We start from the raw sequence: 24,602 nt of genomic DNA on the forward strand, positions 1-24,602 counted from the left end.
GCACCGGCCGGCACCGGTGCTCCCGCGCAGGCCAGGGCGAGCAGCCCGCCGAGCAGGGGTTCGCGGCCGTGGACGCGGGCCGCGCGATCGTCGGCGCACATCTCGAGCAACCGGCCGATCTCCACGCTGCCCACGGTGAGCAGCCGCAGACCGGGCAGGGTGGTCGCCGTCGCGCGCAGCACGGCGGTGAGCGCGGCGTGCCTGCCGCGCAGGTGGGCGTGTTCGTGGGCGAGCACGGCGGCCAGCTGTTCGCGGGTCAGCGCGTCGAGCGCACACCGAGTAGCACGCGCGCAGCGCCTCGCTCGGATGCCGCCAATAGGTGGCGAACTCGACGACCAGCAGGCCTGCCGCGAGCACCCAGGCGCCGAGCGCCCCGGCGATGGCGACCAGCCAGGCCAGCACCCCCAGCCGCGGCGCGACGCCGCGGCGGGTGAGCCGGTGCAACACCGGCGGTCCGAAGACCGCGACGGTGCTGCCGTAGGCCATCAGGCACAGGGCGACGTTCACGGGGCCTCGGGCGTCCGTCGGGCGGTCAGCCTGCGCAGCGCCGCGCGCAGCCCCGCCGATTCCTCGGCGCTGATCCGGTCCACGAAGTGACTGAGCACCAGGTCCGAGCGGCCGCCGGAGCCGAGCGCCTCCAGCATCAGCCGGGCGCTGTGCTCCTCGCGGGTGAGCGTCGGCCAATACCGGTAGGCCTTGCCTGCTCGTTCCCGTGCCAGCCACCCCTTGCGGTGCAGATTGTCCATGGTCGACATCACCGTGGTGTACGCGATACCACGCTCGGCGGAGAGTTCCTCGAAAATCTCCCGTACCGTCGTGGATTCCACGTCCCTGTCCCAGATACGGTCCATGATCACCGCCTCCAGGTCTCCGAATCCGCGCACCGTACCGACTCCCTCATCGTCGTCCGATCTACCGTCGCCACAGCGTACCGAGCATCGACCCTGACTACGTAGGCGAAACGTAGATCGGTCGAATCAGGATTCCCGAATCCCGCTGTGCCACCTGGGTCGGCGAGGGATCACGCTTCCTTCGCAGTTTCGGGACAGGTACCGCCGGTCAGTGCGGCCGCGGTCAGAGTGAGGTGCCGCGTCAGCGCCTCGGCCGCGGCGTCGGCGTCGCGGGCCAGCGCCGCTTCCTCCAGCCTGCGGTGTTCGTCGGCGCCGTCCCGGCCGGGGTTGCGGTGTGTCGACCATCGGCGAGCCAGCTCGCTCGCGGTCCACATCCGGTCGAAGGTCTCCAGCAGGACGGGATTGCCGCAGCCCTCCAGCAGGGTGCGGTGGAAGACCCGATGGGCTTCGGACCACGCCTCGGTGTAGTACTCGCCCTCCTCCGGCACGAATGCCGGTGTGCGGGCCAGTCGGTGGTGGGCGGCTCGTACCCGGGCCTCCCATTCGACGTCGCCGCGCTCGATCGACATGCGCAGCAGGACCGGTTCGATGGTCCGGCGGGCCTCCGCGATCTCTTGCCAGCGGCGGTCGGAGAACTCCGGGACGGCGAAGCCCCGGTTCGGCAGCCGGTCGGCGAGGCCATCGCCGACCACCCGCACGAGAGCTTCGCGCACGACGGCCAGGCTCACACCCTGCTCCTTGGCGAGGTCCTGCGGTTTGAGTGCGTCACCGGGGGCGTAGTCCCCGCGCATGATCGCGTCCCGCAGATGGGCGTAGATCTGCTCGGTGAGCATCTGCTTCCCTCCGGTCGGGGCCGTCCGGGTCATGCAAGCAGCATAGACGATCCGGCCAATAATCGATTATTGTTGTTGCGGTCGATCTTTCGGTTCAGTTGTCTCATACGACGCCCCTATCGGCCGTCTCACCGCCACTCACCACACGGCCCGAAAGGAACGACACAATGAGTGCCAACAACCCCTTCGCTCGCCTCCCAGAGGCGGCCTCCTTCACCGTTACCAGCGCTACCGTCAGCGATTGCGCAGCCTGGCCGCCCGAACAGTTCTCCGCCGAAATCCCCGGCGGGAAGGATGTTTCCCCGCAGCTGTCCTGGAGCGGCGCCCCGGAAGCCACCAAGAGCTACGCCGTCACCGTCTACGACCCCGACGCGCCCACCGGGTCCGGATTCTGGCACTGGGCGGTCGCCGACATCCCCGCCGACGTCACCGAACTGCCCGAGGGCGCGGGAGACGACATCGGCTCTGGCCTGCCAAAGGGCGCCTTCCAGTTGCCCAACGACGCCCGCGCAGCACGGTTCCTCGGCGCGGCCCCGCCGCCCGGGCACGGCCCGCACCGCTACTTCGTCGTGGTGCATGCCCTCGACGTCGAGTCCATCGGCGTCCCGGCCGACGCCACCCCGGCCGTTCTCGGCTTCACCATGGCGTCACACACCCTCGGTCGCGCGGTCATGACCGTGACGGCGGAAACGCCGCCCGTGCGGGAAAGCGCCGAAAGGATCGAGGTTTCCCGACTTGTCCCCGCCTCCGCAGGCGCTGTCTTCGCGGTCCTGACCGACCCGAAAGGCCACGTGGATATCGACGCGTCGGGAATGCTCATCGACGCCGAGGGGGAACCGGTCACACAGCCCGGTGACCGATTCCTGGTTCATATGGACAGGGAAGCCCTCGGGGACGTCCCGCTCGGCAAGTACGACGTCGAGGTCGTCATCACCAAACTCGCCCCGGAGCAGGAGATCGCCTGGACCGTCGAAGCCCGGATCCGGCCTCACGTCCGCCATATCTACGGCTATCGGCTGGAGCCGGCCGAGGGCGGCACCCTCGTCACGTCGTACTACGACTGGTCGGAGGTCGATGAGCAGACCAAACGGCGCTTCGCCTTCCCGGTGGTCCCCGAATCCGCCCTCAAGGCCACGCTCGGGATCCTCGAGCGCACCGTACGCCGAAGGGCTGCCTGACCATACGCCGCCGCGACCACGCTGCGACCGAAACGGCCTCGCCAGTAGGTCCGACGCACCGACCGCCACCCTGCGTCGAGAGGCCGGCGGGCTGCGGTCGCCGGTTCGGTTACGCGGAGCGTCGGCCGGTCCTGCCCGCGTGCGGTGCGTGCACCGATGAATTTCGGGTGGATCCGTCGTCGATTCCTCTGGATAGACCGAACGACAGGAGTCCAGACATGACGAGACCGTTTCGGTTCGGGGTCGTTGCCCCGCTCAGAACCGACCTGCCGACGTGGCGAGATCGTGTGCGCCGCATCGCCGACAGCGGCTACTCGACGCTGTTGATGCCCGACTTCCCTCAGATGCAACCGGCGCCAGGTCCCATGCTGGCCACCGTCGCGGCCTTGACCGACCTGCGCGTCGGAACCTGGGTGTACGCCTCTCCGCTACGCCCGGCCTGGCTGACGGCGTGGGAAGCGCACTCGCTGTCGCTGGTGACCGAGGGTCGTTCGCCCCGGTCATAGCCGAGCTCGCCGGACGTTAGCCGGGCGGCGAGGGAACCTGGCCCTGGCCACCATGCCAGGAAGTTCGACGCGGGACACGCCGCGTATGCGAACATATGTTCGTGTCCGATCTCCGCGCCTCGCCCGCCGCCGCACCGCCGCGCGGCCGCGGAAGGCCGCGGATCGAGGCGCGGGCCGAGGCGTCGATCCTGCACGCGGACCTGGACTCCTTCTACGCCTCCGTCGAACAGCGCGACGATCCCCGGCTGCGCGGCAAGCCGGTGATCGTGGGCGGCGGGGTCGTGCTCGCGGCGTCCTACGAGGCCAAGGCGTTCGGGGTGCGCACGCCGATGAACGGCGCGCGGGCGCGGCGGTTGTGCCCGGACGCGATCGTGGTGCCGCCGCGCATGAGCGCCTATTCGGAGGCGAGCAAGGCGGTGTTCGAGGTCTTTCGCGACACCACACCCGTAGTCGAGGGCATCTCGATCGATGAGGCGTTCCTCGACGTCGGCGGGTTGCGCCGCATCGCGGGCCTACCGCTGGACATCGCCCAGCGACTGCGGGCGCGGGTGCGCGACGAGGTGGGCCTGCCCATTTCGGTCGGTATCGCGCGCACCAAATTCCTGGCCAAGGTCGCAAGCGCGGTCGCCAAGCCCGACGGACTTCGCCTGGTGCCGCCGTCGGCCGAACTCGACTTCCTGCATCCGCTCCCGGTCGAAAGGCTGTGGGGCGTAGGCGAAGTCACGGCCCGCACGCTGCACGAGCACGGTGTCACCCGGATCGGTCAGCTGGCTGATCTCGGCGAGGGCGCGCTGCGCGGATTCCTGGGTCCGGCCGCCGCACGCCACCTGTTCGCCCTCTCGATGGCCAGGGACCCGCGCCGCGTCGAGACCGGGCGCCGCCGCCGCTCCATCGGCGCGCAACGCGCACTCGGTCGCCGCGCCCGCCCCGCCGACGAGATCGAGGCCTACCTGCACGGGCTCACCGACCGGCTCGGCCGCAGGCTGCGCACCGCCGACCGGGTCTGCCGAACGGTCGTGCTACGCATGCGTTTCGACGATTTCAGCCGCGCCACCCGGTCCCGCACGCTGGCCGAGGCGACCGACCACACCGACACCCTGCTGCTCGCCGCGCGCCTGCTGCTCACCGAGGCCATGCCGATGATTCAGGAGCGCGGTCTCACCCTCATCGGCCTGGCCCTGACCAACCTCGACGACGCGGACGCGGTCCAGCTCACCCTCCCGCTGGAACCCCGCGCCGACAACACCCTCGACGCCACGCTCGACGACCTGCGCCGCCGCTTCGGCTCGGCGGCCGTCACCCGCGCGGCGCTGATCAGCCGCGGCGAGGGCCTCTCGGTTCCGTTGCTGCCCGACTGATTCACCGGCTTCGCTTGGGCCGCTTGTCCATCAGCCGCAGGATCAGCGGCGTGAAGATCAGCTGCATCGCCAGTTCCATCTTCCCGCCGGGCACCACGATGCAGTTCGGCCGCGACATGAACGAGTCGTGCAGCATCGACAGCAGGTAGGGAAAGTCGATGACCTTCGGATCGGCGAACCGGATCACCACGAAACTCTCGTCCGCGGTCGGAATGCTGCGAGCGGTGAACGGATTCGAGGTGTCCACGGTGGGCACCCGCTGGAAGTTGACGTAGGTGCGAGAGAACTGCGGGCAGATGTAGGTCACGTAGTCCGGCATGCGGCGCAGGATGGTGTCGATCACCGCCTCGCTGGAGTAGCCGCGCTGGGTCTTGTCGCGGTAAACCTTCTGAATCCATTCGAGATTGATGATCGGCACCACCCCGACGAGCAGATCGGTGTACTGCGCGACATCCACCGTCGAGGTGACCGCCGCACCGTGCAGACCCTCGTAGAACAGCAGATCGCTGCCGGGCGTGAGTTCCTCCCACGGCGTGAAGGTGCCCGGCGGCTGGCCGTACGGCTTGGCCTCGGCCTCGTCGTGCAGGTAGCGGCGCACCTGGCCGACGCCGGTCTCGCCGTAGTCGCGGAACAGCGTCTCGAGTTCCTTCAGCAGATTCGCTTCCTCGCCGAAATGCGAGAACCGCACGTTGCGGCTCTGTTCGGCCTCGGCCATGGCGAGTTTCATCTCGTTGCGGTCGTAGCGATGGAAGGAATCGCCCTCCACGATCGCCGCGTTGATCCCCTCGCGGCGGAAGATCTCCTGAAAGGTCCTGGTGACGCTGGTCGTCCCAGCACCGGACGAACCGGTGATCGCGACCACGGGATGTTTGACCGACATGGCACCTCCTGAATTGCCGGACAACGGCGTCGACGCGCGGTCAGCGACCGGCGGGGCGGAACAGCGACCGGTTGCCGAACAGGGAACTGTCGAAACTCGGGCCTTCGTCGGGCTCCTGGTGGTAGCGCTCGATGCGCTCGACCTCGTTTCGGGAACCGAAGATCAACGGCACCCGCTGGTGCACGTCGTCGGGCGTCACCTGGAGCACCCGCTCGTTGCCGGTGGTCGCCGCCCCGCCCGCCTGCTCCACGATGAACGCGATCGGACTGGCTCCGTACAGCAGCGCCACCCGACCGGGCCGCGCGGGCGGGCGGGTGTCGTGCGGATACAGGTACACCCCGCCGCGGGTGAGGATGTGGAATGTGTCGGCGACCAGCGAAGCCACCCAGCGCATGTTGAAATCCCGCCCGCGCGGCCCGTCGACGCCGTCCAGGCATTCGTGCACGTATCGCCGCACGGGGCGTTCCCAGAACCGCTCGTTCGCGGCGTTGATCGCGAAACCCGAAGTGTCCTCGGGGATTCGCATGCGCGGGTGGGTCAGCACGAACGCGCCGATCTCACGGTCCAGGGTGAAACCGTCCACTCCGCGCCCGGTGGTCAGCACCAGCATGGTGGCCGGACCGTAGAGCGTGAAGCCCGCGCACACCTGCTCGGCGCCCGCCTGGAGGAAATCCGCCGCCGTCGGCTCGCGGCCGGGCCGCCCCCACACCCGCTCCGGCGCCCGCAGGATGCTGAAGATCGTGCCGACGGGCAGGTTCACGTCGATATTGCTCGAACCGTCCAACGGGTCGAAGGCCAGCAGGTACTTCCCGCGCCGATGCGTGTCCGGCACCGGATGGACCTCGGACATCTGCTCGGAGAGCAGTGCCGAGAGATGGCCCGTCCATTGGGTTTCCGACACCATGATGTCGTTGGTGATGGCGTCGAGCTTGCGGTGCACGGTGGGCGGGAGATTGTCCGGTTCCGAAGCGCCGAGCGACCCGACGATCGCGCCGCGGGTGACCTGATTGGCGATGATCTTCGTCGCGGTCGCCACGACGTTCACCAGGGCGGAGAACTCACCGGACGAGCCGGGATGCCGATGCTCCTCCTCGATCGTGTAGCGGGTGAGGGTCTTCAGTCCTTCTGGCATGGCGGCTCATTCGGTCATGCGGGGGCCCTCGCGGTCGGCCCGTCCGGCTGCTCGGTGGTGTTCGACGAGCGGCGCTCCGCTGCACCGTCGCTCGCACCGCTCTCGGTGAACACGCTGCTGCCGTATACGTCCCGGTCGGTCAGCGTGATCAGATCGGTTCTCGTCAGCGGTCGCCGCAGCTCCACGAGGCGTTTGGCCTGGCGCAGCCTGCACCGGTCGAGCGCGTTGCGGACGCTGCGGGCATTGGAGAAGCGCGGGCGGGTCATCCGGAGCTCCAGATACTCCGAGAACGCCGCGGCCGCGGCCGGATCGAAACGGAAGTTCTCCCGCGCGACCATCAGCTCGGCGATGGCCATGAGCTCGGCGTGGGTGTAGTCGACGAACTCGAGGTGATGCGCCACCCGGGACGACAGGCCGGGATTGGCCGAGAAGAACCGCTCCATCCGATCCGGATAGCCGGCGAAGATCACCACCAGGCTGCCGCGTTCGCTCTCCATCTCCTGTAGCAGGATCTCGATGACCTCCTGCCCGTAATCCCGCTCGTTCTCCGGCCGGAACAGGTAGTAGGCCTCGTCGATGAACAGCACCCCGCCAGCGGCCTTGGCCAGCGCTTCCTTGGTCTTCGGCGCGGTGTGCCCGATGAACTGACCCACCAGATCGTCGCGGGTCACGGTGTGCACCTTGGGCTTTCGAATATAACCGAGCGCGTGCAGCATCTCGGCCATGCGCAGCGCCACCGTCGTCTTCCCGGTCCCTGGACCGCCGGTGAAGCTCATGTGCATGGTGGGCCGCGAGGCGTCGAGCCCGAACCGCTGCCTGGCCCGGTCGATCAAGAGCAGCGCGGCGATCTCGCGCACCCGCAGCTTCACATTGGCCAGGCCGACCAGCTCGGCGTCCAGCCTGCCCAGCGTGTCCTCGACATCGTTGCCCGCGATATCGGTCGACAGATCCAGCGTCGCGTCCGGGCCGAGGACGGGCGCCTCGGGTTCGGACCCGGACGCGGCGCGCACCGGCCGGGGGTCGTCGACACCCGGCCGGTGCAGGCGGAAACCGGAGCCGTTCCGATCAACCGCCATACCGCTGTCCCTGGCGGTGATCGGTGGCGTAGGCGCGCAGTCCGTAGGTCTGCACGCGGTCGGGGCCCTCGGTGCGGGTGAGGGTGAAGCCGGGCTCGTCCGGCGGGCGCTGCACCAGAAAGCTCAGCGCCGTGGTCTGCCTGGTATAGCCCGCGTCGTAGGCGAGCACTCGAATGTAGTGCCGCGGGAAGGTCGCCCGGCACGCGTCGATCTCGGCGAGCACGCCGTCGGGCTCGTCCAGATCGAACAGCGGCAGACCCCACATCTCCCAGTACGCGTTGCGCGGGTGCGGGTCGTCGGTGTACTCGATCGACACCGGCCACCCGTTGAGCAGCGCGTAGCGCACTTGCGCGGCGATCTCGGCGTCGGTGAGATCCGGCAGATACGAGAAGGTTCCGTGACGCAGATACATGCGAACGCCTTTCAGCGGCTGGCCGTCGGCACCGCGTCGGGTGCGTCGGTGGAGGTGTAGTCGAAGGTGACGTCGCCCCAGGTCGCCAGCGCGACGTCGAGCGGACGGCAGATCTCGGCCGCCTTGCGCAGCACGTCCGGCCCCTCCTTCAGCAGGTCGCGACCCTCGTTGCGCGCCTTCACCACGGCTTCCAGCGCCACCCGGTTGGCCTCGGCGCCCGCCGCGATGCCGAGCGGATGGCCGATGGTTCCGCCGCCGAACTGGAGCACCACGTCGTCGCCGAACAGGTCGAGCAGCTGGTGCATCTGGCCGGCGTGGATGCCGCCGGAGGCCACCGGCATCACGCCGGGCAGGCTCGCCCAGTGCTGATCGAAGAAGATGCCGTTGCGCGGTTCGGTGCGAATGTGGTTCTCCCGCAGGGTGTCGTAGAACCCCTTGGTGGTCGCCGGATCGCCCTCCAGCTTGCCGACCACGGTGCCCGCGTGCAGGTGATCGACGCCGATGAGCCTGCACCACTTGGCCAGGACGCGGAAGCTCACGCCGTGCGTCTTCTGCCGGGTGAAGGTGGAGTGGCCCGCCCGGTGCAGGTGCAGCAGCACGCCGTTGCGTCGCGCCCAGTGCGACATGGACTGCATGGCCGTGTAACCGACGGTCAGGTCCATCATGATGACCACGCTGCCGAGTTCCTTGGCGAACTCGGCCCGCTCGTACATCTGCTCCATGGTGGCGGCGGTGACGTTGAGGTAGTGGCCCTTGATCTCGCCGGTCTCGCACATGGCGCGGTTCACGCCCTCCATGGCGAACAGGTACCGGTCGCGCCAGCGCATGAACGGCTGCGAGTTGATGTTCTCGTCGTCCTTGGTGAAATCGAGCCCGCCCTTGCACGCCTCGTAGACAACCCGGCCGTAATTGCGCGCGGACAGACCCAATTTCGGCTTCACCGTCGCGCCGAGCAGCGGCCTGCCGTATTTGTTGAGATATTCGCGCTCCATCACCGTGCCGTGCGGCGGACCCTGGAAGGTCTTGACATACGCCACCGGAATGCGCATGTCCTCCAGTCGCAGCGCGAGCAACGGTTTGAAACCGAACACATTTCCGATGACCGAGGAGGTCAGATTCGTGATCGAGCCTTCCTCGAACAAATCGATGTCGTAGGCGATGTAGGCGAAGTACTCCCCCGGCCTGCCAGGAACCTCGTCGATCCGGTAGCACTTGGCCTGATACCGCGAATGCGCGGTGAGCCGGTCCGTCCACACCACTGTCCAAGTGGCCGTTGATGATTCACCCGCCACTGCGGCCGCGGCCTCGATCGGATCGACGCCGCGCTGCGGCGTCACCCGGAACACGGCGAGCACATCGGTGTCCGACGGCTGGTAGTCCGGTGCGTAATATCCCATCGACGCGTAGGACTGGACGCCCGGATCCCATCGATCCCGTTCGGTCTCTTCGGCCATCGTTCCTCCTGGAGCGTTGTGCGCCTTGCGAATTCCAGGATGACCGGGCCACCGACCACAAACAATTTGAATGTTTCTGGTAATCCTCAACGTTTTCGTTGAGTTTGCTACCGTCGATAGATGGGTATGGTGAGCGCGGCGCGGATGGAAACATTCCTGGTCGTCGCCCGCCAGGGCAGCATCCGGCGCGCGGCGACCCAGCTGCACGTCACCGAGGCGGCGGTGTCGGCCGCGGTCGCTCACGTCGAGAAACAGCTGGGCGCGAAGCTCGTCAGGAAGGCGGGCCGAGGCATCGCGCTCACCGAAGCGGGCCGCGTCTACGCCGAATACTGCCGCAGCATCCTGGGACTCATGAAAGAGGCGCACGCCGCGGTGCGGCAGGCAGAGATCGGACGTCTGCGCATCGGCGTGGTGGCCACCGCGGGCGAATCTGTGCTGCTGCGGCCGCTGGCCAAGTTCCGCAATCGCTATCCGGACATCGAGCTGAGCTTGAGCATCCATCCGCGCGACGTCCTGTTCGTCGAATTGCAGCACCACGAAACGGATCTCGTCATCGCGGGCCGCCCGCCGCGGGACGCGGGCCTGGTCACCCGAGCGCGGCGCGCCAGCCAGCTCGTCGTAGTCGGCGCGCCCGACCGCTGCCGCGACCCGCTGCGCTCCACTTGGCTGCTGCGCGGACGCGGTTCGGGTACCCGCGACGCCACCCTCGCCCTGCTCGACCAACTCCAGATCACCCCGCCCACCCTCACCCTCGGCTCACACGGCGCGGTCCTCGCCGCGGCCCGAGAAGGCTTGGGCGTCACCCTGATCCACAACGACGCGGTCGAACATCACGTCGAATCCGGCGCCCTGTGCGTGCTACCCGTGGACGGCACCCCCCTCGACCGACCCTGGCACGCCATCACCACCCGCACCCCGACCCCTACCACCCTCCTGTTCCTCGCGCACATCATGGACCGTGCCGAGGTCGGCGAAGACGCCTTCCACCCCGGCTGACCGTCACACCTGCCCGTGCTGGGAGTCGAAGGTGGCGGTGCGGCCGCCGAGGAGGATTTGCGCGCCGGGCTGAAGGATCACCGGGTGGCCGGGAATGGCGCGGGTCCAGTCCTGGCCCGGTTGACGGATGTGGGTGCCGTTCGCGGAGCCACTGTCCACCACGGTGACATCCCAGTCCTTCAAACGGATCTCGGCGTGGGTGCGGGACATGCCGCCGGAGGCGTCGTCCAGGCGGATGGGGCGGGCGCCGCGGCACACCGCCTCGGAGTGGTCCGGTTCACGACCCAGTACGCAGTCGGAGTCGAGGACGTAGGAAGTGCCGTCGTCGAGCAGCAGCAGACCCAGCGGCGGGCGAACGCCGTCGGTGAGGACGCAGGTGAGCTGGTCCATGCGGATGCCGCAGACCGCGCAGAACGAGACCCTGGGATCGTTGTGGTGGCGGCGAGCGCACTTGTACCCCTTGACAATCGCCTGCCCCGGCGATGGCGCCGACCCACGACTCGGTGGAGGTACGGTTTCGCGGCGCGGTTCCGAGACCGCCCGCCCGCGCGTGCCGTCGATCAACCCGGATCCGCCTTGGCCGGACGTTCGCGGCACCGCGGTCTCGTCGTCGATCGCGGCGCTCGGCGCCATCGTCTCCTCGAGGTCGATGTCCGTGGTCGGCGGCGCAGGCGGGTTCCGCGGCACGGAACGCGGCGGCACCGGCCGGGCGCCGTCGGCCCCGGGAAGCGCCGACGGCCGGCCTCGTTTCACCACGGGCACTTTCCGCACCGGTTGCCCGTACCAGAGCACAGCACCCGAGCCAGGAACGGAACCCGCCGCCAGCGTGCACAGTCCGCGAATCCCCGGCAACTCGCTCGCCGCATCCGCCTCGTCGACGAACAATCCCGCCCCGATCGCGGGCGCGGGAATCACCACCCGGTCGACGGTGAAACCGGCATCGCTGCCGCGCAGCACCTCCGAGCGGTCTCCGACAGTCAACACCGCGCTGACGCCGCCGTGCAGGAACACCGCCAGCCCGCTCGCGCACGGGGTGAGCACACCGAACTCGACGGCGTCCTCGTCGTCGAGCCCCATCAGCCAGGTGGTGGCAAGCCGCGCGAACATGCGCCCGGTGCGTTTGTTCTCCGTGGCGGCGGCCTCGTCGACCAGGCCGCACAGCGCGGTCAACACCGCACCGGCCGCCGTGTCCCCGGTCGCCGTCACGTCGTCCCGATTGGCCACCACGACGACCACTCCGTCGCGGCACGCCACCAGATGCGTGCCGGGCAGCACCTCGACCTGCGGATCCGTCACCGCCACCCTCCTTCGCGGCGTCCGTTCCCGTTCGGGCCGGCGCGCCGCCCCTTACAGGAACCTGCCTCCGTTGTACCGCCAGCGGTGGAAGAACAACCGGATCGGCCCGTTCACGAAGAGCCAGAACACGATCCAGGTGACCACGAAGTGGATCAGGAACGCCGCCGCCGAAGGCCGCAGATGCTCGGGCAGCACGATCGTTGTGGTGCGCAGCAGGAGCCAGATCAGCAGCCCCTCGTTCACGATCGTCAGCAGCCCGAACAACGTCGGCCAGTCCTTCTCCCATCGGAATTGCTGGAGAAAGTGGTACAGCAGCTCCCAGAGCACGCCGACCAGGATCACCGCGAGCAGCACCGACAGCGTCACCCGATACGACTGCCCGAGCGAGAGCGACCCGGTCGGCAGCAGCGGCGTGATGAACAGCGCCACCAGCAGGCCGAGCGCACCGAGCACGAACACACGGGTCTGGATTCGCCCGTTCAATGTGGGAGTCATCGGTCAGATCTTCTTGTCGTTGACCCACAGCCACCACTGCCGCGCCGAGCGCAGCGGGCCGAGGCGCGGGCAGAATCCGAGCGCGGCGAGGTCGTCCGCCATTTCCAGTGCGGCGTATTGCAGGCCCAGGAACGAGTCGACGCCCGCGTAGTAGCCGCCGAGCGTCGCGCTGCCCGCGGCATACATCCGCCCCGCGCCGCTGCGGGTGCCGATCAGCTCGAACGTGCGGTCCACGTCCAGCCTGCCGACCGGGTTGCGGCCCGCCCCCGCATGGTCGAGCAGGTCTGCGAGCAGCCGGTGTTCGCGGATGTCGGCCTCTAGACCGGTGCAGTCGATGATGTAGTCGGCGTGGGTCTCGAACGGTTGCGTCGGCGGCCGAAAAGGCAAGGGAGCCTGCGCGTCCGGCTCGATGGTGGTCACCACGCCCGCCCTCCCCTCGGCAGGGCGCAGATCGCGGGCGCTCCCCGCCATTACCTGGTACCAGCCCTGGGCCCGGCCGCGCTTCAGTTGCTCCTGCCAGCTCTTGCGCACCGGAGTGTTGGTGCCGCCGAGCATCTTGTACAGCGCGGCGCGCTCCTCCCCTTCCAGTCCGCGCAGCTTCGCTTTGAGCTGTCCGCCCCAGGCGCCCTTCGGCCAGTTGAATCCCTGGTAGGCCCATCCGTCGGCGCCCTTACGACGCATGAACACGCTCGGCCCGTGCGAACCGGCGACGTAGGTGCGGAACAGATGCAGAATCTGGGTGTTGAGCCGGTGCTTGTCGCGATCGTCGATCAATCGCTGTAAGACGCGGCTCGCCACGATCCCGGCACCACGGATCATGACCGTCCCCGGTCTTCGCTGCAACGCCTGATACACGTGCTCGTGCGGTTCGTACGCGTTCACCACCCGGGTGGGGTCGCGGAAGCGCTCACGGTAGGCCTGCAGGTCGGGCAGCAACCGCAGGCCAGGATAGCCGACGGCCACATGGACATACGTGCTGCGGAAGGCCACCCGCTTGGTCGGAGTCGCACCGTCGGGCGGCGTCAGGATGGTGTAGTAGCCGCCGCCGTGGCGCTTGCGCACCATCCTGACCTGACCTTTGTAGAGCGAACGCGGGTAGTCGACGCGGTGGTACTCGCGCTCCATCGCGGCGAACACCTGCCCGGCACGCGGCGTGTAGTAGTTGGTGAGAATCGGCTCGGTGAGCACGTTCCACAGCGCAGCCGGCGACTTGTCGGCAATCGCCTCGCGCACCGCGTACGACGGGAAGCCCCAGATGTTCTCGGGAGTGCTGCCGGAATCGCTGCGCAGTCGCTCGGCGCGCGGAATCTGCGACACCCGCGTCAAATACTCGTATCCGGACCACGGCACGTCCTGCGGGCCGAGCACCGCGATCGACCGCGCGGGGACGCCGTAGATCCGGAGGGTGTCGAAGGCGATGAACGACCCGATTCCGCTGCCGATCGTCACGAACGGTACGTCGATGACCGGTATCCCGGCCTGGCCAAGCATGTCGTCGGTCCAGACGTCGGTGTCGACGAGGACCGGGGTGAGATCTCCCCGCATTCGCCGGATGCTACCGCCAAATTCTTATGGGCCGCTTGCGATTACCTTGTCCTCTCATGGCTCGTTCGCGACGACGCGGGCACCGATCTGCGCGAACCTGCCACGGCGCGGACCGCACCGGACGTACCATCCCTGCGTGGCCGACGCGACTCGTTCCACCCCGCTGCGGGTGCTGGTCTACAGCAACGACGCCGATACCCGGCGCCAGGTGATGCTGGCGCTGGGCAGACACCCGCACCCAGAGCTACCCGATCTCGACTACCTCGAGGTGGCCACCGCACCGGTGGTCATCGAGCGGATGGACGAGGGCGGCATCGACCTCGCCATCCTCGACGGCGAATCGACGCCCGCGGGCGGGCTCGGCATCGCCAAGCAGCTCAAGGACGAGATCACGCAGTGCCCTCCGGTGCTGGTGCTCACCGGTCGTCCCGACGACGCCTGGCTGGCGACCTGGTCGCGGGCCGAGGCCGCGGTCGCGCATCCGATCGATCCGATCCGGCTCACCGAGGCCGTCGTCACGCTGCTGCGCAACCGCACCGCCGCCTGATTCATCGATGAACGTCATCATCGGGTTGCCAGAGCGCGCGTACGCCCGCCCGGCGACCGATTAGCAATCGTCACCAATAGCGTCCGGCAATCACCGCGGACGCGAGTTCGTCGAACGGGGCGCCGCCACCGGCGCGAGCAACTCATCGGCACTGTCGATACCCGTCGGTAGCTTCGCCGTGCCCGCGCAGCTGGGACAACGGTCCCGTTCGTCACGTGACGAAGGCGGTCGATTACCCCACATCAGTCATAAATCGTAGTTCTGAATTCGATCAAACATTCGGGCCCAAAGGAGTCGCGGCCAGTCGTATCAGTTGTAGGCTGTGCCGTAGCTCACATGGGCGAGAGCGCAGGTATGAGACCGGCCGAGTCCGATCTCCCTGGCGCACGGCCCGCCGAGCGAGGCCATGGGGCGAGTCTGGCCAAGGCGGACAACGACGTCAGCCCGCCTCGGAAGCTGCCACCAGCCGCCGTCGAGGGAGCCCCGGGCTCGCAGGAGGGGAAGTGCAGTCGTGAACATGGAGTTGCCGACCCTGGTGCTCGGCGCGGTCGCCGCGGCATTCGCGGTCTTTTCCATCCTCTTGGCCGCTCTGATCGGGCCGAAGCGCTACAACAGGGCCAAGCTGGAGGCCTACGAGTGCGGCATCGAGCCCACTCCGCACGCCGTCGCGGGCGGGCCGGGAAACGTTACCGGACAGCGCTTTCCGGTGAAGTACTACCTCACCGCCATGCTGTTCATCATCTTCGACATCGAGATCGTGTTCCTCTACCCGTGGGCCGTCCACTTCGACGCGCTCGGTGTCTTCGGTCTCGCCGCGATGGCGCTGTTCATCTTCAACGTCTCGGTCGCCTACGCCTACGAGTGGCGCCGCGGCGGACTCAGCTGGGACTGATCGCCACCAGGTTTCACCCGCACAGTGGAAGTGAGAGTTAGTCGGAAATGGGTCTCGAGGAAAAACTGCCCAGCGGCTTTCTGCTGAGCACGGTGGAGGATTTCGCCGGATATCTGCGCAAGGGTTCGTTGTGGCCTGCCACTTTCGGTCTCGCCTGCTGCGCCATCGAGATGATGGCCACCGGCGCAGGACGATTCGACATCGCCCGCTTCGGCATGGAGGCCTTCCGCGCCTCGCCGCGCCAGGCCGATCTGATGATCGTCGCGGGCCGCGTCAGCCAGAAGATGGCGCCGGTGCTCCGGCAGGTCTACGACCAGATGACCGAGCCGAAATGGGTGCTCGCCATGGGCGTCTGCGCCTCCTCCGGCGGCATGTTCAACAACTACGCCATCGTGCAGGGCGTCGACCATGTGGTGCCGGTCGACATCTACCTGCCCGGCTGCCCACCGCGCCCGGAAATGCTGTTGAACGCGATCCTGGCACTGCACGCGAAGATTCAGCAGATGCCGCTCGGCGTCAACCGCGAAGAGGCGATCCGCGCCGCCGAGCAAGCGGCGCTCGCATCGACCCCGACCATTCGGATGGAGGGTCTGCTGCGATGACCTTCGACTCCCCCGAGAACACCGAAACCAGCACGCCTCAGTCGGAAATCGACGCCGCCGCGACCGCGGGGCCCGAGGGCACGCTGCCACCGGAGGCCGAACCCGAGCCGGCGGGCGAGGAGGTCATCGGCGTGCGCCGCGGCATGTTCGGGATCTCCGGCACCGGCGACACGTCCGGTTACGGTCGCCTGGTCCGTCCCGTCACCCTCCCCGGCAGCACGCCGGCGCCCTACGGCGGCTACTTCGACGAACTCGTCGACGCGCTGCGGACCGCGCTGGCAGCCACCGGAACCCCGTTCGAGACCGCGATCGAGAAGATCGTCGTCTTCCGCGGCGAACTCACCCTGCACGTGCGCAGGGAGCACCTGCCGCGCGTCGCGCAGGCGTTGCGCGACGACGCCGCACTGCGTTTCGAACTGTGCCTCGGCGTCAACGGCGTGCACTACCCGCACGACACCGGCCGCGAACTGCACGCGGTGTACCACCTGATGTCGGTCACCCACAGCCGAAGGCTGCGCGTCGAAGCCTCGGCGCCCGACGCCGATCCGCACATCCCGTCGCTGTACTCGGTGTACCCCACCACCGACTGGCACGAGCGGGAGACCTACGACTTCTTCGGCATCCTCTTCGACGGTCATCCGTCGCTGACCCGCATCGCCATGCCCGACGACTGGCGTGGCCACCCCCAGCGCAAGGACTACCCGCTCGGCGGGATCCCGGTCGAATACAAGGGCGCGCGCATCCCGCCGCCCGACGAGCGGAGGGCGTACAGCTAGTGAACGACATCGATACTCAGCCCGGCGTCGACACCACGGACTCCGGGCGCGAACCCGCTGCTGACCGAAAGCGGGAGCACGCCGTGAACCCATCGGAGCCGACCGTCGTCACCGTCGCCGGTCAGGACTGGGACACCGTCACCGAAACCCTCGAGGGCGCGGGCGAAGAACGCATCGTCGTCAACATGGGGCCGCAGCACCCGTCAACGCACGGCGTGCTGCGCATCATCCTGGAGATCGAGGGCGAGACCGTCACCGAGGCTCGCTGCGGCATCGGCTACCTGCACACCGGCATCGAGAAGAATCTCGAGTTCCGCAACTGGACGCAGGGCGTCACCTTCGTGACCCGGATGGACTATCTGTCCCCGTTCTTCAACGAGACGGCGTACTGCCTCGGCGTGGAGAAGCTGCTCGACGTCACCGAGCAGATCCCCGAACGCGCCACCGTCATCCGGGTGCTGCTGATGGAGCTGAACCGGATCTCCTCGCACCTGGTCGCGCTGGCCACCGGCGGCATGGAACTGGGCGCGCTCACCCCGATGCTGTTCGGATTCAGGGAGCGCGAACTCATCCTGGACGTCTTCGAGACCATCACCGGTCTGCGGATGAACCACGCCTACATCCGCCCCGGCGGCCTGGCCCAGGACCTGCCGGAGGACGGCGTCACCAAGGTCCGCGAGCTGCTTGCCCTCTTGCCGAAACGCTTGCGCGACATGGAGCATCTGCTCACCCAGAACCCCATCTGGAAGGCGCGCACCCAGGACATCGGCTACCTCGACCTGACCGGATGCATGGCTCTCGGCATCACCGGCCCGGTGCTGCGCGCCACCGGCCTGCCGCTGGACCTGCGCAAGGCGCAGCCCTATTGCGGTTACGAGAACTACGAATTCGACGTTCCCACCACCACCGGCTGCGACTGCTACGGCCGCTACCTGATCCGGGTGGAGGAGATGAAGGAATCGCTCAAGATCGTCGAGCAGTGCCTGGACAAGCTGCGGCCCGGACCGGTGATGATCGAGGACAAGAAGCTGGCCTGGCCCGCCGACCTGCAGCTGGGCCCCGACGGACTCGGCAACTCCCCCAAGCACATCGGCCGCATCATGGGCACGTCGATGGAGGGCCTCATCCACCACTTCAAGCTGGTCACCGAGGGCATCCGCGTGCCGGCGGGTCAGGTGTACATCGCGGTCGAATCGCCGCGCGGCGAGCTGGGCGTGCACATGGTCAGCGACGGGGGCACCCGGCCCTACCGCGTGCACTACCGCGATCCCTCGTTCACGAATCTGCAAGCGGTGGCGGCGATGTGCGAGGGCGGCATGGTCGCCGACGTCATCGCCTCCGTCGCCAGCATCGACCCGGTGATGGGTGGTGTCGACCGATGACCGAAATCCTGCTGAAGCTCTCCGCGCGGCCGGAGCCCTTCCCGCCCTACGTGCGCGAGCGGCTGGCGACCGACGCGGCGGAGATCATCGCCCGCTACCCGCACCCGCGCTCGGCGCTGCTGCCGCTGCTGCACCTGGTGCAGGCCGAAGAGGGTCACGTCTCGGGCACGGGCATCGAGTTCTGCGCCGACCAGCTCGGCCTCACCGGCGCGGAGGTGACCGCGGTGGCCACCTTCTACTCCATGTTCCGGCGCATGCCCACCGGCGACTACCACGTCGGCGTGTGCACCAACACGCTCTGCGCGGTCATGGGCGGCGACGCGATCCTGGCAGCGCTGGAGACCCACCTCGGCCTGCGCCACGGCGAGACCACCGAGGACGGGTCGATCACCCTCGAGCACATCGAGTGCAACGCCGCCTGCGATTTCGCGCCGGTCGTGATGGTGAACTGGGAGTTCTTCGACAACCAGACGCCGGAATCGGCCCGCGCTCTGGTCGACGCGCTGCGTGCGGGGAAGCAGGTGACACCGACCCGCGGCGCGCCGCTGTGCACATTCCGGGAGACCGCGCGAATCCTGGCGGGCTTCCCCGACGAACGTCCCGGCGTGCTCGACGGGGCGGCGGGCGCGCCGACCGTGGCCGGTCTGCGGGTGGCCAACGACCTCGAGATGCACGCGCCGCGGCCGGACGGGGAGGAGCTGCGATGACCGCACTGACACCGGTGCTCACCAAGCACTGGGACGACCCGCGGTCCTGGACCATCGACACCTACCGCAGGCACGACGGCTACCAGGCGCTGCGCAAGGCGTTGCGCATGGAACCGGACCAGGTCATCCAGACCGTCAAGGACGCCGGACTGCGCGGCCGCGGCGGCGCGGGCTTCCCGACCGGTATGAAGTGGAGCTTCATCCCGCAGGGTCCCGGCCCCGACGGCGCGGTGAAACCGCACTACCTGGTCGTGAACGCCGACGAGTCGGAACCCGGCACCTGCAAAGACATTCCGCTCATGCTGGCCACGCCGCACGCGCTGATCGAGGGCGTCGTCATCGCCGCCTACGCCATCCGCGCCGCGACCGCCTTCATCTACGTACGCGGCGAAGTGGTTCCGGTGCTGCGCCGGTTGCAGGCCGCGGTCGCCCAGGCGTACGAAGCGGGCTATCTGGGCCGCGACATCCTCGGCTCCGGGTACAGCCTGAATCTGATCGTGCACGCCGGCGCCGGCGCTTACATCTGCGGCGAGGAGACCGCGCTGCTCGACTCGCTGGAGGGTCGCCGCGGCCAGCCGAGGCTGCGGCCGCCGTTCCCGGCCGTCGCCGGCCTCTACGCCTGCCCGACAGTGGTCAACAACGTGGAGTCGATCGCCAGCGTGCCGCCCATCATCCTCAACGGCACGAGCTGGTTCCGCTCGATGGGCAGCGAGAAGTCGCCCGGCTTCACCCTGTATTCGTTGTCCGGCCACGTGGCCAGGCCAGGCCAGTACGAGGCGCCGCTCGGCATCACGCTGCGTGAGCTGCTCGACTACGCGGGCGGCGTACGCGTCGGCCACCGGGTGAAGTTCTGGACGCCGGGCGGCTCGTCCACCCCGCTGTTCACCGAGGAGCACCTGGACGTGCCGCTCGACTACGAGGGCGTCATGGGCGCCGGATCCATGTTGGGCACCAAGGCTTTACAGATCTTCGACGACACCACCTGCGTGGTGCGCGCGGTGCTGCGCTGGACCGAGTTCTACGCCCACGAGTCCTGCGGCAAATGCACGCCCTGCCGTGAGGGCACCTACTGGCTCGTCCAGCTGCTGAAGCGAGTGGAGGAGGGCCGCGGCACCGAATCGGATCTGGACAAGCTGCTCGACATCAGCGACAGCATCAACGGCAAATCGTTCTGCGCGCTCGGCGACGGCGCGGCCAGCCCGATTCTCTCCTCGCTGAAGTACTTCCGCGACGAGTACATCGAACATCTGCGCTCGGGCGGCTGCCCGTTCGATCCCGCGCGCTCGACGGCCTGGGCCGAGGCAGGAGAAGGGGCACGATGACGGCGACAGTGAACAGCGATACCAGCGAGCTCGCGAACGCCGAGCTCGTCACCGTCGTCATCGACGGCACGTCCGTGAGCGTGCCCGCGGGGACCCTGGTGATCCGCGCCGCGGAATTGATCGGCATCCAGATTCCGCGCTTCTGCGACCATCCGCTGCTGGAACCGGTCGGCGCCTGCCGCCAATGCCTCGTCGACGTGGAAGGCCAGCGCAAGCCGGTCGCGTCCTGCACCCAGACCGTGGCCGACGGCATGATCGTGCGCACCCAGCTCACCTCGCCCGCCGCCGAGCGCGCGCAGGAGGGGGTGATGGAGCTGCTGCTGATCAACCATCCCCTGGACTGCCCGGTCTGCGACAAGGGCGGCGAGTGTCCGCTGCAGAACCAGGCCATGTCCTCCGGCCGCCCGGAGACCCGGTTCGACGGCGTGAAACGCACCTATCCCAAGCCGATTCCGTTGTCCACGGCCGTGCTGCTCGACCGGGAACGCTGCGTGCTGTGCGCCCGCTGCACCCGGTTCTCCCAGCAGGTCGCGGGCGACCCGTTCATCGAGCTGATGGACCGCGGCGCGCTCGAACAGGTCGGCACCGCCCAGGCCGAGCCGTTCGACTCGTACTTCTCCGGCAACGCGGTGCAGATCTGCCCGGTCGGCGCGCTCACCGGCACCAGCTACCGGTTCCGCGCCCGCCCCTTCGATCTGGTCTCCAGTCCCAGCGTGTGCGAGCACTGCGCCTCGGGCTGCGCGCAGCGCACCGATCACCGCCGCGGCAAAGTGCTGCGCAGGCTCGCGGGCGACGACCCTCAGGTCAACGAGGAATGGAACTGCGACAAGGGGCGCTGGGCCTTCGCCTACGCCACCGAGCGCGATCGCCTCACCACCCCGCTGGTGCGCGGATGGGACGGCAGTCTGCATCCCGCGTCCTGGTCCGAAGCGCTCGCCGCGGCCGCCGAGGGGCTGGCGGCCGCGCACGGCAGCGCCGGTGTGCTCGTCGGCGGGCGGGTGACCGAGGAGGACGCCTACGCCTACTCGAAGTTCGCGCGAATCGCCTTGGGCACCAACGACATCGACTTCCGTAGCCGCGCGCACTCGGCGGAGGAGGCCGATTTCCTCGCGGCCAGGGTGGCGGGCCAGGGCGTCACCGTCGACTACGACCGCCTGGAGCGGGCATCGATCGTGCTGCTCGTCGGCTTCGAGCCGGAGGAGGAGTCCCCGATCGTCTACCTGCGGCTGCGCAAGGCCGCCCGCAAGAGCGGCGTGCCCGTCTACTCGCTGGCGCCGTACGCCTCGCGCGGACTGGAACGCATGTCGGGCACGCTGATCCCGGCTGTGCCCGGAGCCGAGCCGCACCTCATGGATGCGCTGCGCACGGGCGAGATCCCGTTCGGCGGACCGGAATTCGAGGCCGTGGTCGCGGCCGCGGGCAGGCTGCGCACGCCGGGCGCGGTGATCATGATCGGTGAGCGCATGGCGGGCGTGCCCGGTGCGCTGTCGGCCGCCGTCCGGTTGGCCGAGGAGACGGGCGCCGCACTGGCCTGGGTGCCGCGGCGCGCCGGCGAGCGCGGCGCGGTCGAAGCGGGTGCGCTCCCCGGCTTGCTGCCCGGTGGGCGGCCGGTGGCGGATCCTTCCGCCAGACAACAGGTTCGCACGATCTGGAACGTGGACGAGCTGCCGGTGACCGCGGGGCGCGACACCGCCGCCATCCTGGACGCCGCACCCACACTCGGCGCGCTCGTCGTCGGTGGCGTCGACATCGCCGATCTGCCCGACTCCAACGCCGCGCTGACCGCCATCGACGCGGCCCGCTTCGTGGTCAGCCTGGAATTGCGGCACAGCGCCGTCACCGAGCGCGCCGACGTGGTCTTCCCGGTGGCCACGGCCATGGAGAAGTCAGGCACCTTCCGCACCTGGGAGGGCAGGCCGCGCCGGTTCGACGCCGCGCTCGGCGAATCCACCGTGCGCCGCACCGCCGCGCCGCTCTCCGATCAACGGGTGCTGCACGCCATCGCCGACGAGATGGGAGTGCGCCTCGGCCTGCCCGACACCGCGGCGGCCCGCGCCGAGCTCGCGGAGCTCGGCGCATGGGACGGACAGCCCGTCGCGCCGCCCGCGCACCGGCCGCATCCGATCACCCAGCCCGGGCAAGGCGCCGCGGTGCTGGCGAGCTGGCGCATGCTGCTCGACCGGGGCCGGATGCAGGACGGCGAGCCGAATCTGGCGGGTGTCGCCCGTCCGCCGGTGATCCGGCTCTCGCCCGCGACCGCCGCCGAAATCGGCGCGGCCGACCACGATCCGGTGACCGTCAGCTCCGAGCGCGGCACCCTCACGCTCCCGCTGCTCATCACCGAGATGCCCGATCGGGTGGTCTGGCTGCCGCTGAATTCGCCCGGCAGCTCGGTGCCCGAACAACTGGCCACCCAGCCGGGCGGCGTCGTGCAGGTACGCCGCGCCGACGAGAGGATGAAGGAACACCGCCATGAGTGATCCGGCTCTGTTCGTCACGGCGACCGTGGGGCCCTCCGTGGCTACGCAAGCTACCGCCGCCGGTTCTGACACGCTCGCCCTCTTCGGCCACGATCCCCTGTGGCTCGTCATCGCGAAATCCGTGGCGATCTTCGTCTTCTTGCTGCTCACCCCGATGATCGCGGTGCTGGCGGAACGAAAGATCGTGGCGCGCATGCAGATGCGCATCGGCCCGAACCGGGTCGGTCCCAAAGGCTCGCTGCAGAGCATCGCCGACGGCGTGAAGATGGCACTGAAAGAGGACATCGTCCCCGCCATCGTGGACAAACCGATCTACATCCTGGCGCCGATCATCGCGGCCATCCCGGCCTTCATGGCCTTCGCGGTGATCCCGTTCGGTGGTGAGGTCTCCATCCTCGGCGAGCGCACCGCGCTGCAACTGACCGACTTGCCGGTCGGCGTGCTGTACATCCTCGCCATCACCTCGATCGGCGTGTACGGCATCGTGCTGGCGGGCTGGGCGTCCGGCTCGACCTACCCGCTGCTCGGCGGCCTGCGTTCGACGGCGCAGGTCATCTCGTACGAGATCGCGATGGCGCTGTGCTTCGCCGCGGTGTTCCTGCACGCGGGCACCATGGCCACCTCCGGCATCGTCGCCGCCCAGTACGGCACCTGGTACGTCTTCCTGCTGCTGCCCTCGTTCCTGATCTACTGCGTGTCGATGGTCGGCGAGACCAACCGTGCCCCGTTCGACCTTCCCGAGGCCGAGGGCGAACTGGTCGGCGGCTTCCACACCGAGTACTCCTCGCTCAAGTTCGCCATGTTCATGCTGGCCGAATACGTCAACATGGCAACGGTTTCGGCGCTGGCGACCACGCTGTTCCTCGGCGGCTGGCACGCGCCGTGGCCGATCAACATGTGGCCGGGCGCGAACACGGGATGGTGGGGCCTGCTGTGGTTCACCGCCAAGGTGTGGACGTTCCTGTTCGTGTTCATCTGGCTGCGCGGCACGCTGCCCCGGCTGCGCTACGACCAGTTCATGGGTCTGGGCTGGAAACTGCTCATTCCGGTGTCGCTGCTGTGGGTGATGCTCGTCGCCGCGGCACGGATGCTCGATAACGAGGGCTTCGCCTGGGCGACCGCCGCCATGATCGTCGCGGGCGTACTGATCACCGCCATGATGATCGGCATGTTCCTGCGGGCCGGGCGTCGCCCCGGTGCCGCGCCGCTGGTCGACGAGCACGCGACGGACGAGCACGCGCCGAGCGGCCACGGCGTCTTCCTCGGCTTCCCGACACCGCCGATGCCTGCCGACGTCCGCCACATCGACGCGACGAAGGGCCATCCGCTGGAACCGCTTTCGGGTTTCGCGGTCACGGCGCTCACCATGTTCAAGAAGCCGAACACCGAGTTCTACCCGGAGCACAAGGTGCCGACCGCGCCCCGCTATCACGGTCGCCACCAGCTCAACCGTCATCCCGACGGGCTGGAGAAGTGCATCGGCTGCGAACTGTGCGCTTGGGCATGCCCCGCCGACGCGATCTACGTCGAAGGCGCCGACAACACCGAGACCGAGCGCTTCTCCCCCGGAGAACGCTACGGCCGCGTGTATCAGATCAACTACCTGCGCTGCATCGGCTGCGGACTGTGCATCGAGGCCTGCCCCACCAGGGCGCTCACCATGACCAACGAGTACGAACTCGCCGACGACAACCGGGCCGACCTCATCTACGAGAAGGACCGGTTGCTCGCGCCGCTGGAGCCTGGCATGACCGCGCCGCCGCACGCCATGCACCCCGGCACGACCGAGGGCGACTACTACCGCGGCACCGTCCCCGGCGCGGCCACCGAATCCGACGAGAAGCAGCCCGCGACAGCAGGCGCGGAAGGAGGGGCGCGGTGA

24 protein-coding genes and 2 pseudogenes are annotated in these 24,602 nt (G+C 68.6%); 15 read left to right on the forward strand and 11 right to left on the reverse strand.

Annotated features, from left to right (window positions below; translation table 11 throughout):
• On the reverse strand, nt 1-236 hold a 236-nt coding region (locus tag NX1_RS19870), incomplete at its 3' end, for a M48 family metalloprotease (protein WP_507762101.1).
• 83 nt (nt 237-319) lie between these two features.
• Between NX1_RS19870 and NX1_RS36430 the strand changes: the two genes are divergently transcribed.
• Nucleotides 320-481 carry a hypothetical protein gene (locus tag NX1_RS36430; RefSeq protein WP_157119879.1) on the forward strand — a complete coding sequence of 54 codons (162 nt, stop codon included), beginning with the start codon at nt 320-322 and terminating at the stop codon, nt 479-481.
• 22 nt (nt 482-503) lie between these two features.
• On the opposite strand, the gene NX1_RS19875 is transcribed toward NX1_RS36430, so the two are convergent.
• Nucleotides 504-884 carry a BlaI/MecI/CopY family transcriptional regulator gene (locus NX1_RS19875; RefSeq protein WP_084501589.1) on the reverse strand — a complete coding sequence of 127 codons (381 nt, stop codon included), beginning with the start codon at nt 882-884 and terminating at the stop codon, nt 504-506.
• A 137-nt stretch (nt 885-1,021) separates the two neighbouring features.
• Nucleotides 1,022-1,717: a GntR family transcriptional regulator gene (locus NX1_RS19880; protein WP_068061515.1), complete on the reverse strand. Its 696-nt coding sequence runs from the start codon at nt 1,715-1,717 to the stop codon at nt 1,022-1,024.
• Nucleotides 1,718-1,851: 134 nt separating this feature from the next.
• Between NX1_RS19880 and NX1_RS37435 the strand changes: the two are divergent.
• From NX1_RS37435 to dinB, 3 genes and pseudogenes are all read left to right on the forward strand, one after another.
• Nucleotides 1,852-2,379: pseudogene (locus NX1_RS37435) on the forward strand (YbhB/YbcL family Raf kinase inhibitor-like protein); the annotation flags it as partial.
• Between the two features lie 701 nt (nt 2,380-3,080).
• Complete coding sequence (locus tag NX1_RS19890) at nt 3,081-3,368, forward strand: hypothetical protein (RefSeq protein WP_245668590.1); 288 nt, start codon at nt 3,081-3,083, stop codon at nt 3,366-3,368.
• A 95-nt stretch (nt 3,369-3,463) separates the two neighbouring features.
• Nucleotides 3,464-4,726: a DNA polymerase IV gene (dinB, locus tag NX1_RS19895; RefSeq protein ID WP_068061521.1), complete on the forward strand. Its 1,263-nt coding sequence runs from the start codon at nt 3,464-3,466 to the stop codon at nt 4,724-4,726.
• A gap of 1 nt (nt 4,727) precedes the next feature.
• Here dinB and NX1_RS19900 read toward each other — a convergent pair whose 3' ends face one another.
• Genes NX1_RS19900 through NX1_RS19920 form a run of 5 tightly spaced genes read right to left on the reverse strand, consistent with a single transcriptional unit; the run spans nt 4,728 to nt 9,680 of the window.
• The gene (locus NX1_RS19900; RefSeq protein WP_068061524.1) at nt 4,728-5,606 is read right to left on the reverse strand and encodes a phosphoribulokinase; all 879 of its coding nucleotides are present in this window, start codon (nt 5,604-5,606) and stop codon (nt 4,728-4,730) included.
• Between the two features lie 40 nt (nt 5,607-5,646).
• The gene (locus tag NX1_RS19905; protein ID WP_068061527.1) at nt 5,647-6,738 is read right to left on the reverse strand and encodes a class 1 fructose-bisphosphatase; all 1,092 of its coding nucleotides are present in this window, start codon (nt 6,736-6,738) and stop codon (nt 5,647-5,649) included.
• Nucleotides 6,739-6,752: 14 nt separating this feature from the next.
• Nucleotides 6,753-7,814 carry an AAA family ATPase gene (locus NX1_RS19910; protein WP_084501590.1) on the reverse strand — a complete coding sequence of 354 codons (1,062 nt, stop codon included), beginning with the start codon at nt 7,812-7,814 and terminating at the stop codon, nt 6,753-6,755.
• On the reverse strand, nt 7,804-8,226 hold the full coding sequence (locus NX1_RS19915; RefSeq protein ID WP_068061530.1) for a ribulose bisphosphate carboxylase small subunit: 423 nt from the start codon (nt 8,224-8,226) through the stop codon (nt 7,804-7,806). Before NX1_RS19915 ends, NX1_RS19910 begins: the two co-directional genes overlap by 11 nt.
• A gap of 11 nt (nt 8,227-8,237) precedes the next feature.
• Nucleotides 8,238-9,680 carry a form I ribulose bisphosphate carboxylase large subunit gene (locus NX1_RS19920; protein WP_068061532.1) on the reverse strand — a complete coding sequence of 481 codons (1,443 nt, stop codon included), beginning with the start codon at nt 9,678-9,680 and terminating at the stop codon, nt 8,238-8,240.
• 120 nt (nt 9,681-9,800) lie between these two features.
• On the opposite strand from NX1_RS19920, the gene NX1_RS19925 reads away from it, so the two are divergent.
• Nucleotides 9,801-10,676, forward strand: coding sequence for a LysR family transcriptional regulator (locus NX1_RS19925; RefSeq protein ID WP_245668591.1), 876 nt, complete (start codon nt 9,801-9,803; stop codon nt 10,674-10,676).
• 3 nt (nt 10,677-10,679) lie between these two features.
• Here NX1_RS19925 and NX1_RS19930 read toward each other — a convergent pair whose 3' ends face one another.
• From NX1_RS19930 to NX1_RS19940, 3 genes are read right to left on the reverse strand one after another with little or no spacing between them, the layout of a single operon-like run.
• Nucleotides 10,680-11,972, reverse strand: a complete 1,293-nt coding sequence (locus tag NX1_RS19930) for an FHA domain-containing protein (protein WP_068061724.1) — start codon at nt 11,970-11,972, stop codon at nt 10,680-10,682.
• Nucleotides 11,973-12,023: 51 nt separating this feature from the next.
• On the reverse strand, nt 12,024-12,467 hold the full coding sequence (locus NX1_RS19935) for a hypothetical protein (RefSeq protein ID WP_068061535.1): 444 nt from the start codon (nt 12,465-12,467) through the stop codon (nt 12,024-12,026).
• Nucleotides 12,468-12,470: 3 nt separating this feature from the next.
• Entirely contained in the window at nt 12,471-14,012 is a 1,542-nt protein-coding gene (locus NX1_RS19940) for a hypothetical protein (RefSeq protein ID WP_068061537.1), read from the reverse strand.
• Between the two features lie 136 nt (nt 14,013-14,148).
• Between NX1_RS19940 and NX1_RS19945 the strand changes: the two genes are divergently transcribed.
• The 10 genes and pseudogenes from NX1_RS19945 (at nt 14,149) to nuoI (ending at nt 24,602) form a co-directional block, all read left to right on the forward strand.
• Nucleotides 14,149-14,559 (forward strand): Rv3143 family two-component system response regulator, encoded by a 411-nt coding sequence (locus NX1_RS19945; protein ID WP_068061540.1) that lies wholly within the window; start codon nt 14,149-14,151, stop codon nt 14,557-14,559.
• 517 nt (nt 14,560-15,076) lie between these two features.
• Nucleotides 15,077-15,451 (forward strand): NADH-quinone oxidoreductase subunit A, encoded by a 375-nt coding sequence (locus tag NX1_RS19950; protein WP_373864890.1) that lies wholly within the window; start codon nt 15,077-15,079, stop codon nt 15,449-15,451.
• Between the two features lie 47 nt (nt 15,452-15,498).
• Nucleotides 15,499-16,053, forward strand: coding sequence for a NuoB/complex I 20 kDa subunit family protein (locus tag NX1_RS19955; protein ID WP_068061547.1), 555 nt, complete (start codon nt 15,499-15,501; stop codon nt 16,051-16,053).
• Nucleotides 16,050-16,829, forward strand: a complete 780-nt coding sequence (locus tag NX1_RS19960; RefSeq protein ID WP_174555498.1) for an NADH-quinone oxidoreductase subunit C — start codon at nt 16,050-16,052, stop codon at nt 16,827-16,829. The genes NX1_RS19955 and NX1_RS19960 overlap by 4 nt, the downstream gene beginning before the upstream one ends.
• A gap of 83 nt (nt 16,830-16,912) precedes the next feature.
• Nucleotides 16,913-18,211 carry an NADH dehydrogenase (quinone) subunit D gene (gene nuoD / locus NX1_RS19965; RefSeq protein ID WP_068061729.1) on the forward strand — a complete coding sequence of 433 codons (1,299 nt, stop codon included), beginning with the start codon at nt 16,913-16,915 and terminating at the stop codon, nt 18,209-18,211.
• On the forward strand, nt 18,208-18,918 hold the full coding sequence (nuoE, locus tag NX1_RS19970) for an NADH-quinone oxidoreductase subunit NuoE (RefSeq protein WP_068061551.1): 711 nt from the start codon (nt 18,208-18,210) through the stop codon (nt 18,916-18,918). Before nuoD ends, nuoE begins: the two co-directional genes overlap by 4 nt.
• Complete coding sequence (gene nuoF, locus NX1_RS19975) at nt 18,915-20,240, forward strand: NADH-quinone oxidoreductase subunit NuoF (RefSeq protein ID WP_068061554.1); 1,326 nt, start codon at nt 18,915-18,917, stop codon at nt 20,238-20,240. The genes nuoE and nuoF overlap by 4 nt, the downstream gene beginning before the upstream one ends.
• Nucleotides 20,237-22,720, forward strand: coding sequence for an NADH-quinone oxidoreductase subunit G (locus tag NX1_RS19980; RefSeq protein ID WP_068061557.1), 2,484 nt, complete (start codon nt 20,237-20,239; stop codon nt 22,718-22,720). Before nuoF ends, NX1_RS19980 begins: the two co-directional genes overlap by 4 nt.
• Nucleotides 22,713-24,008: pseudogene (nuoH, locus tag NX1_RS19985) on the forward strand (NADH-quinone oxidoreductase subunit NuoH); the annotation flags it as partial. The gene NX1_RS19980 and the pseudogene nuoH, both read left to right, overlap by 8 nt.
• Nucleotides 24,009-24,086: 78 nt before the next feature.
• Nucleotides 24,087-24,602 (forward strand): NADH-quinone oxidoreductase subunit NuoI, encoded by a 516-nt coding sequence (gene nuoI, locus NX1_RS38050; protein ID WP_245668596.1) that lies wholly within the window; start codon nt 24,087-24,089, stop codon nt 24,600-24,602.

This window comes from Nocardia xishanensis NBRC 101358, assembly GCF_001613365.1.
GTDB classification, from domain to species: domain Bacteria; phylum Actinomycetota; class Actinomycetes; order Mycobacteriales; family Mycobacteriaceae; genus Nocardia; species Nocardia xishanensis.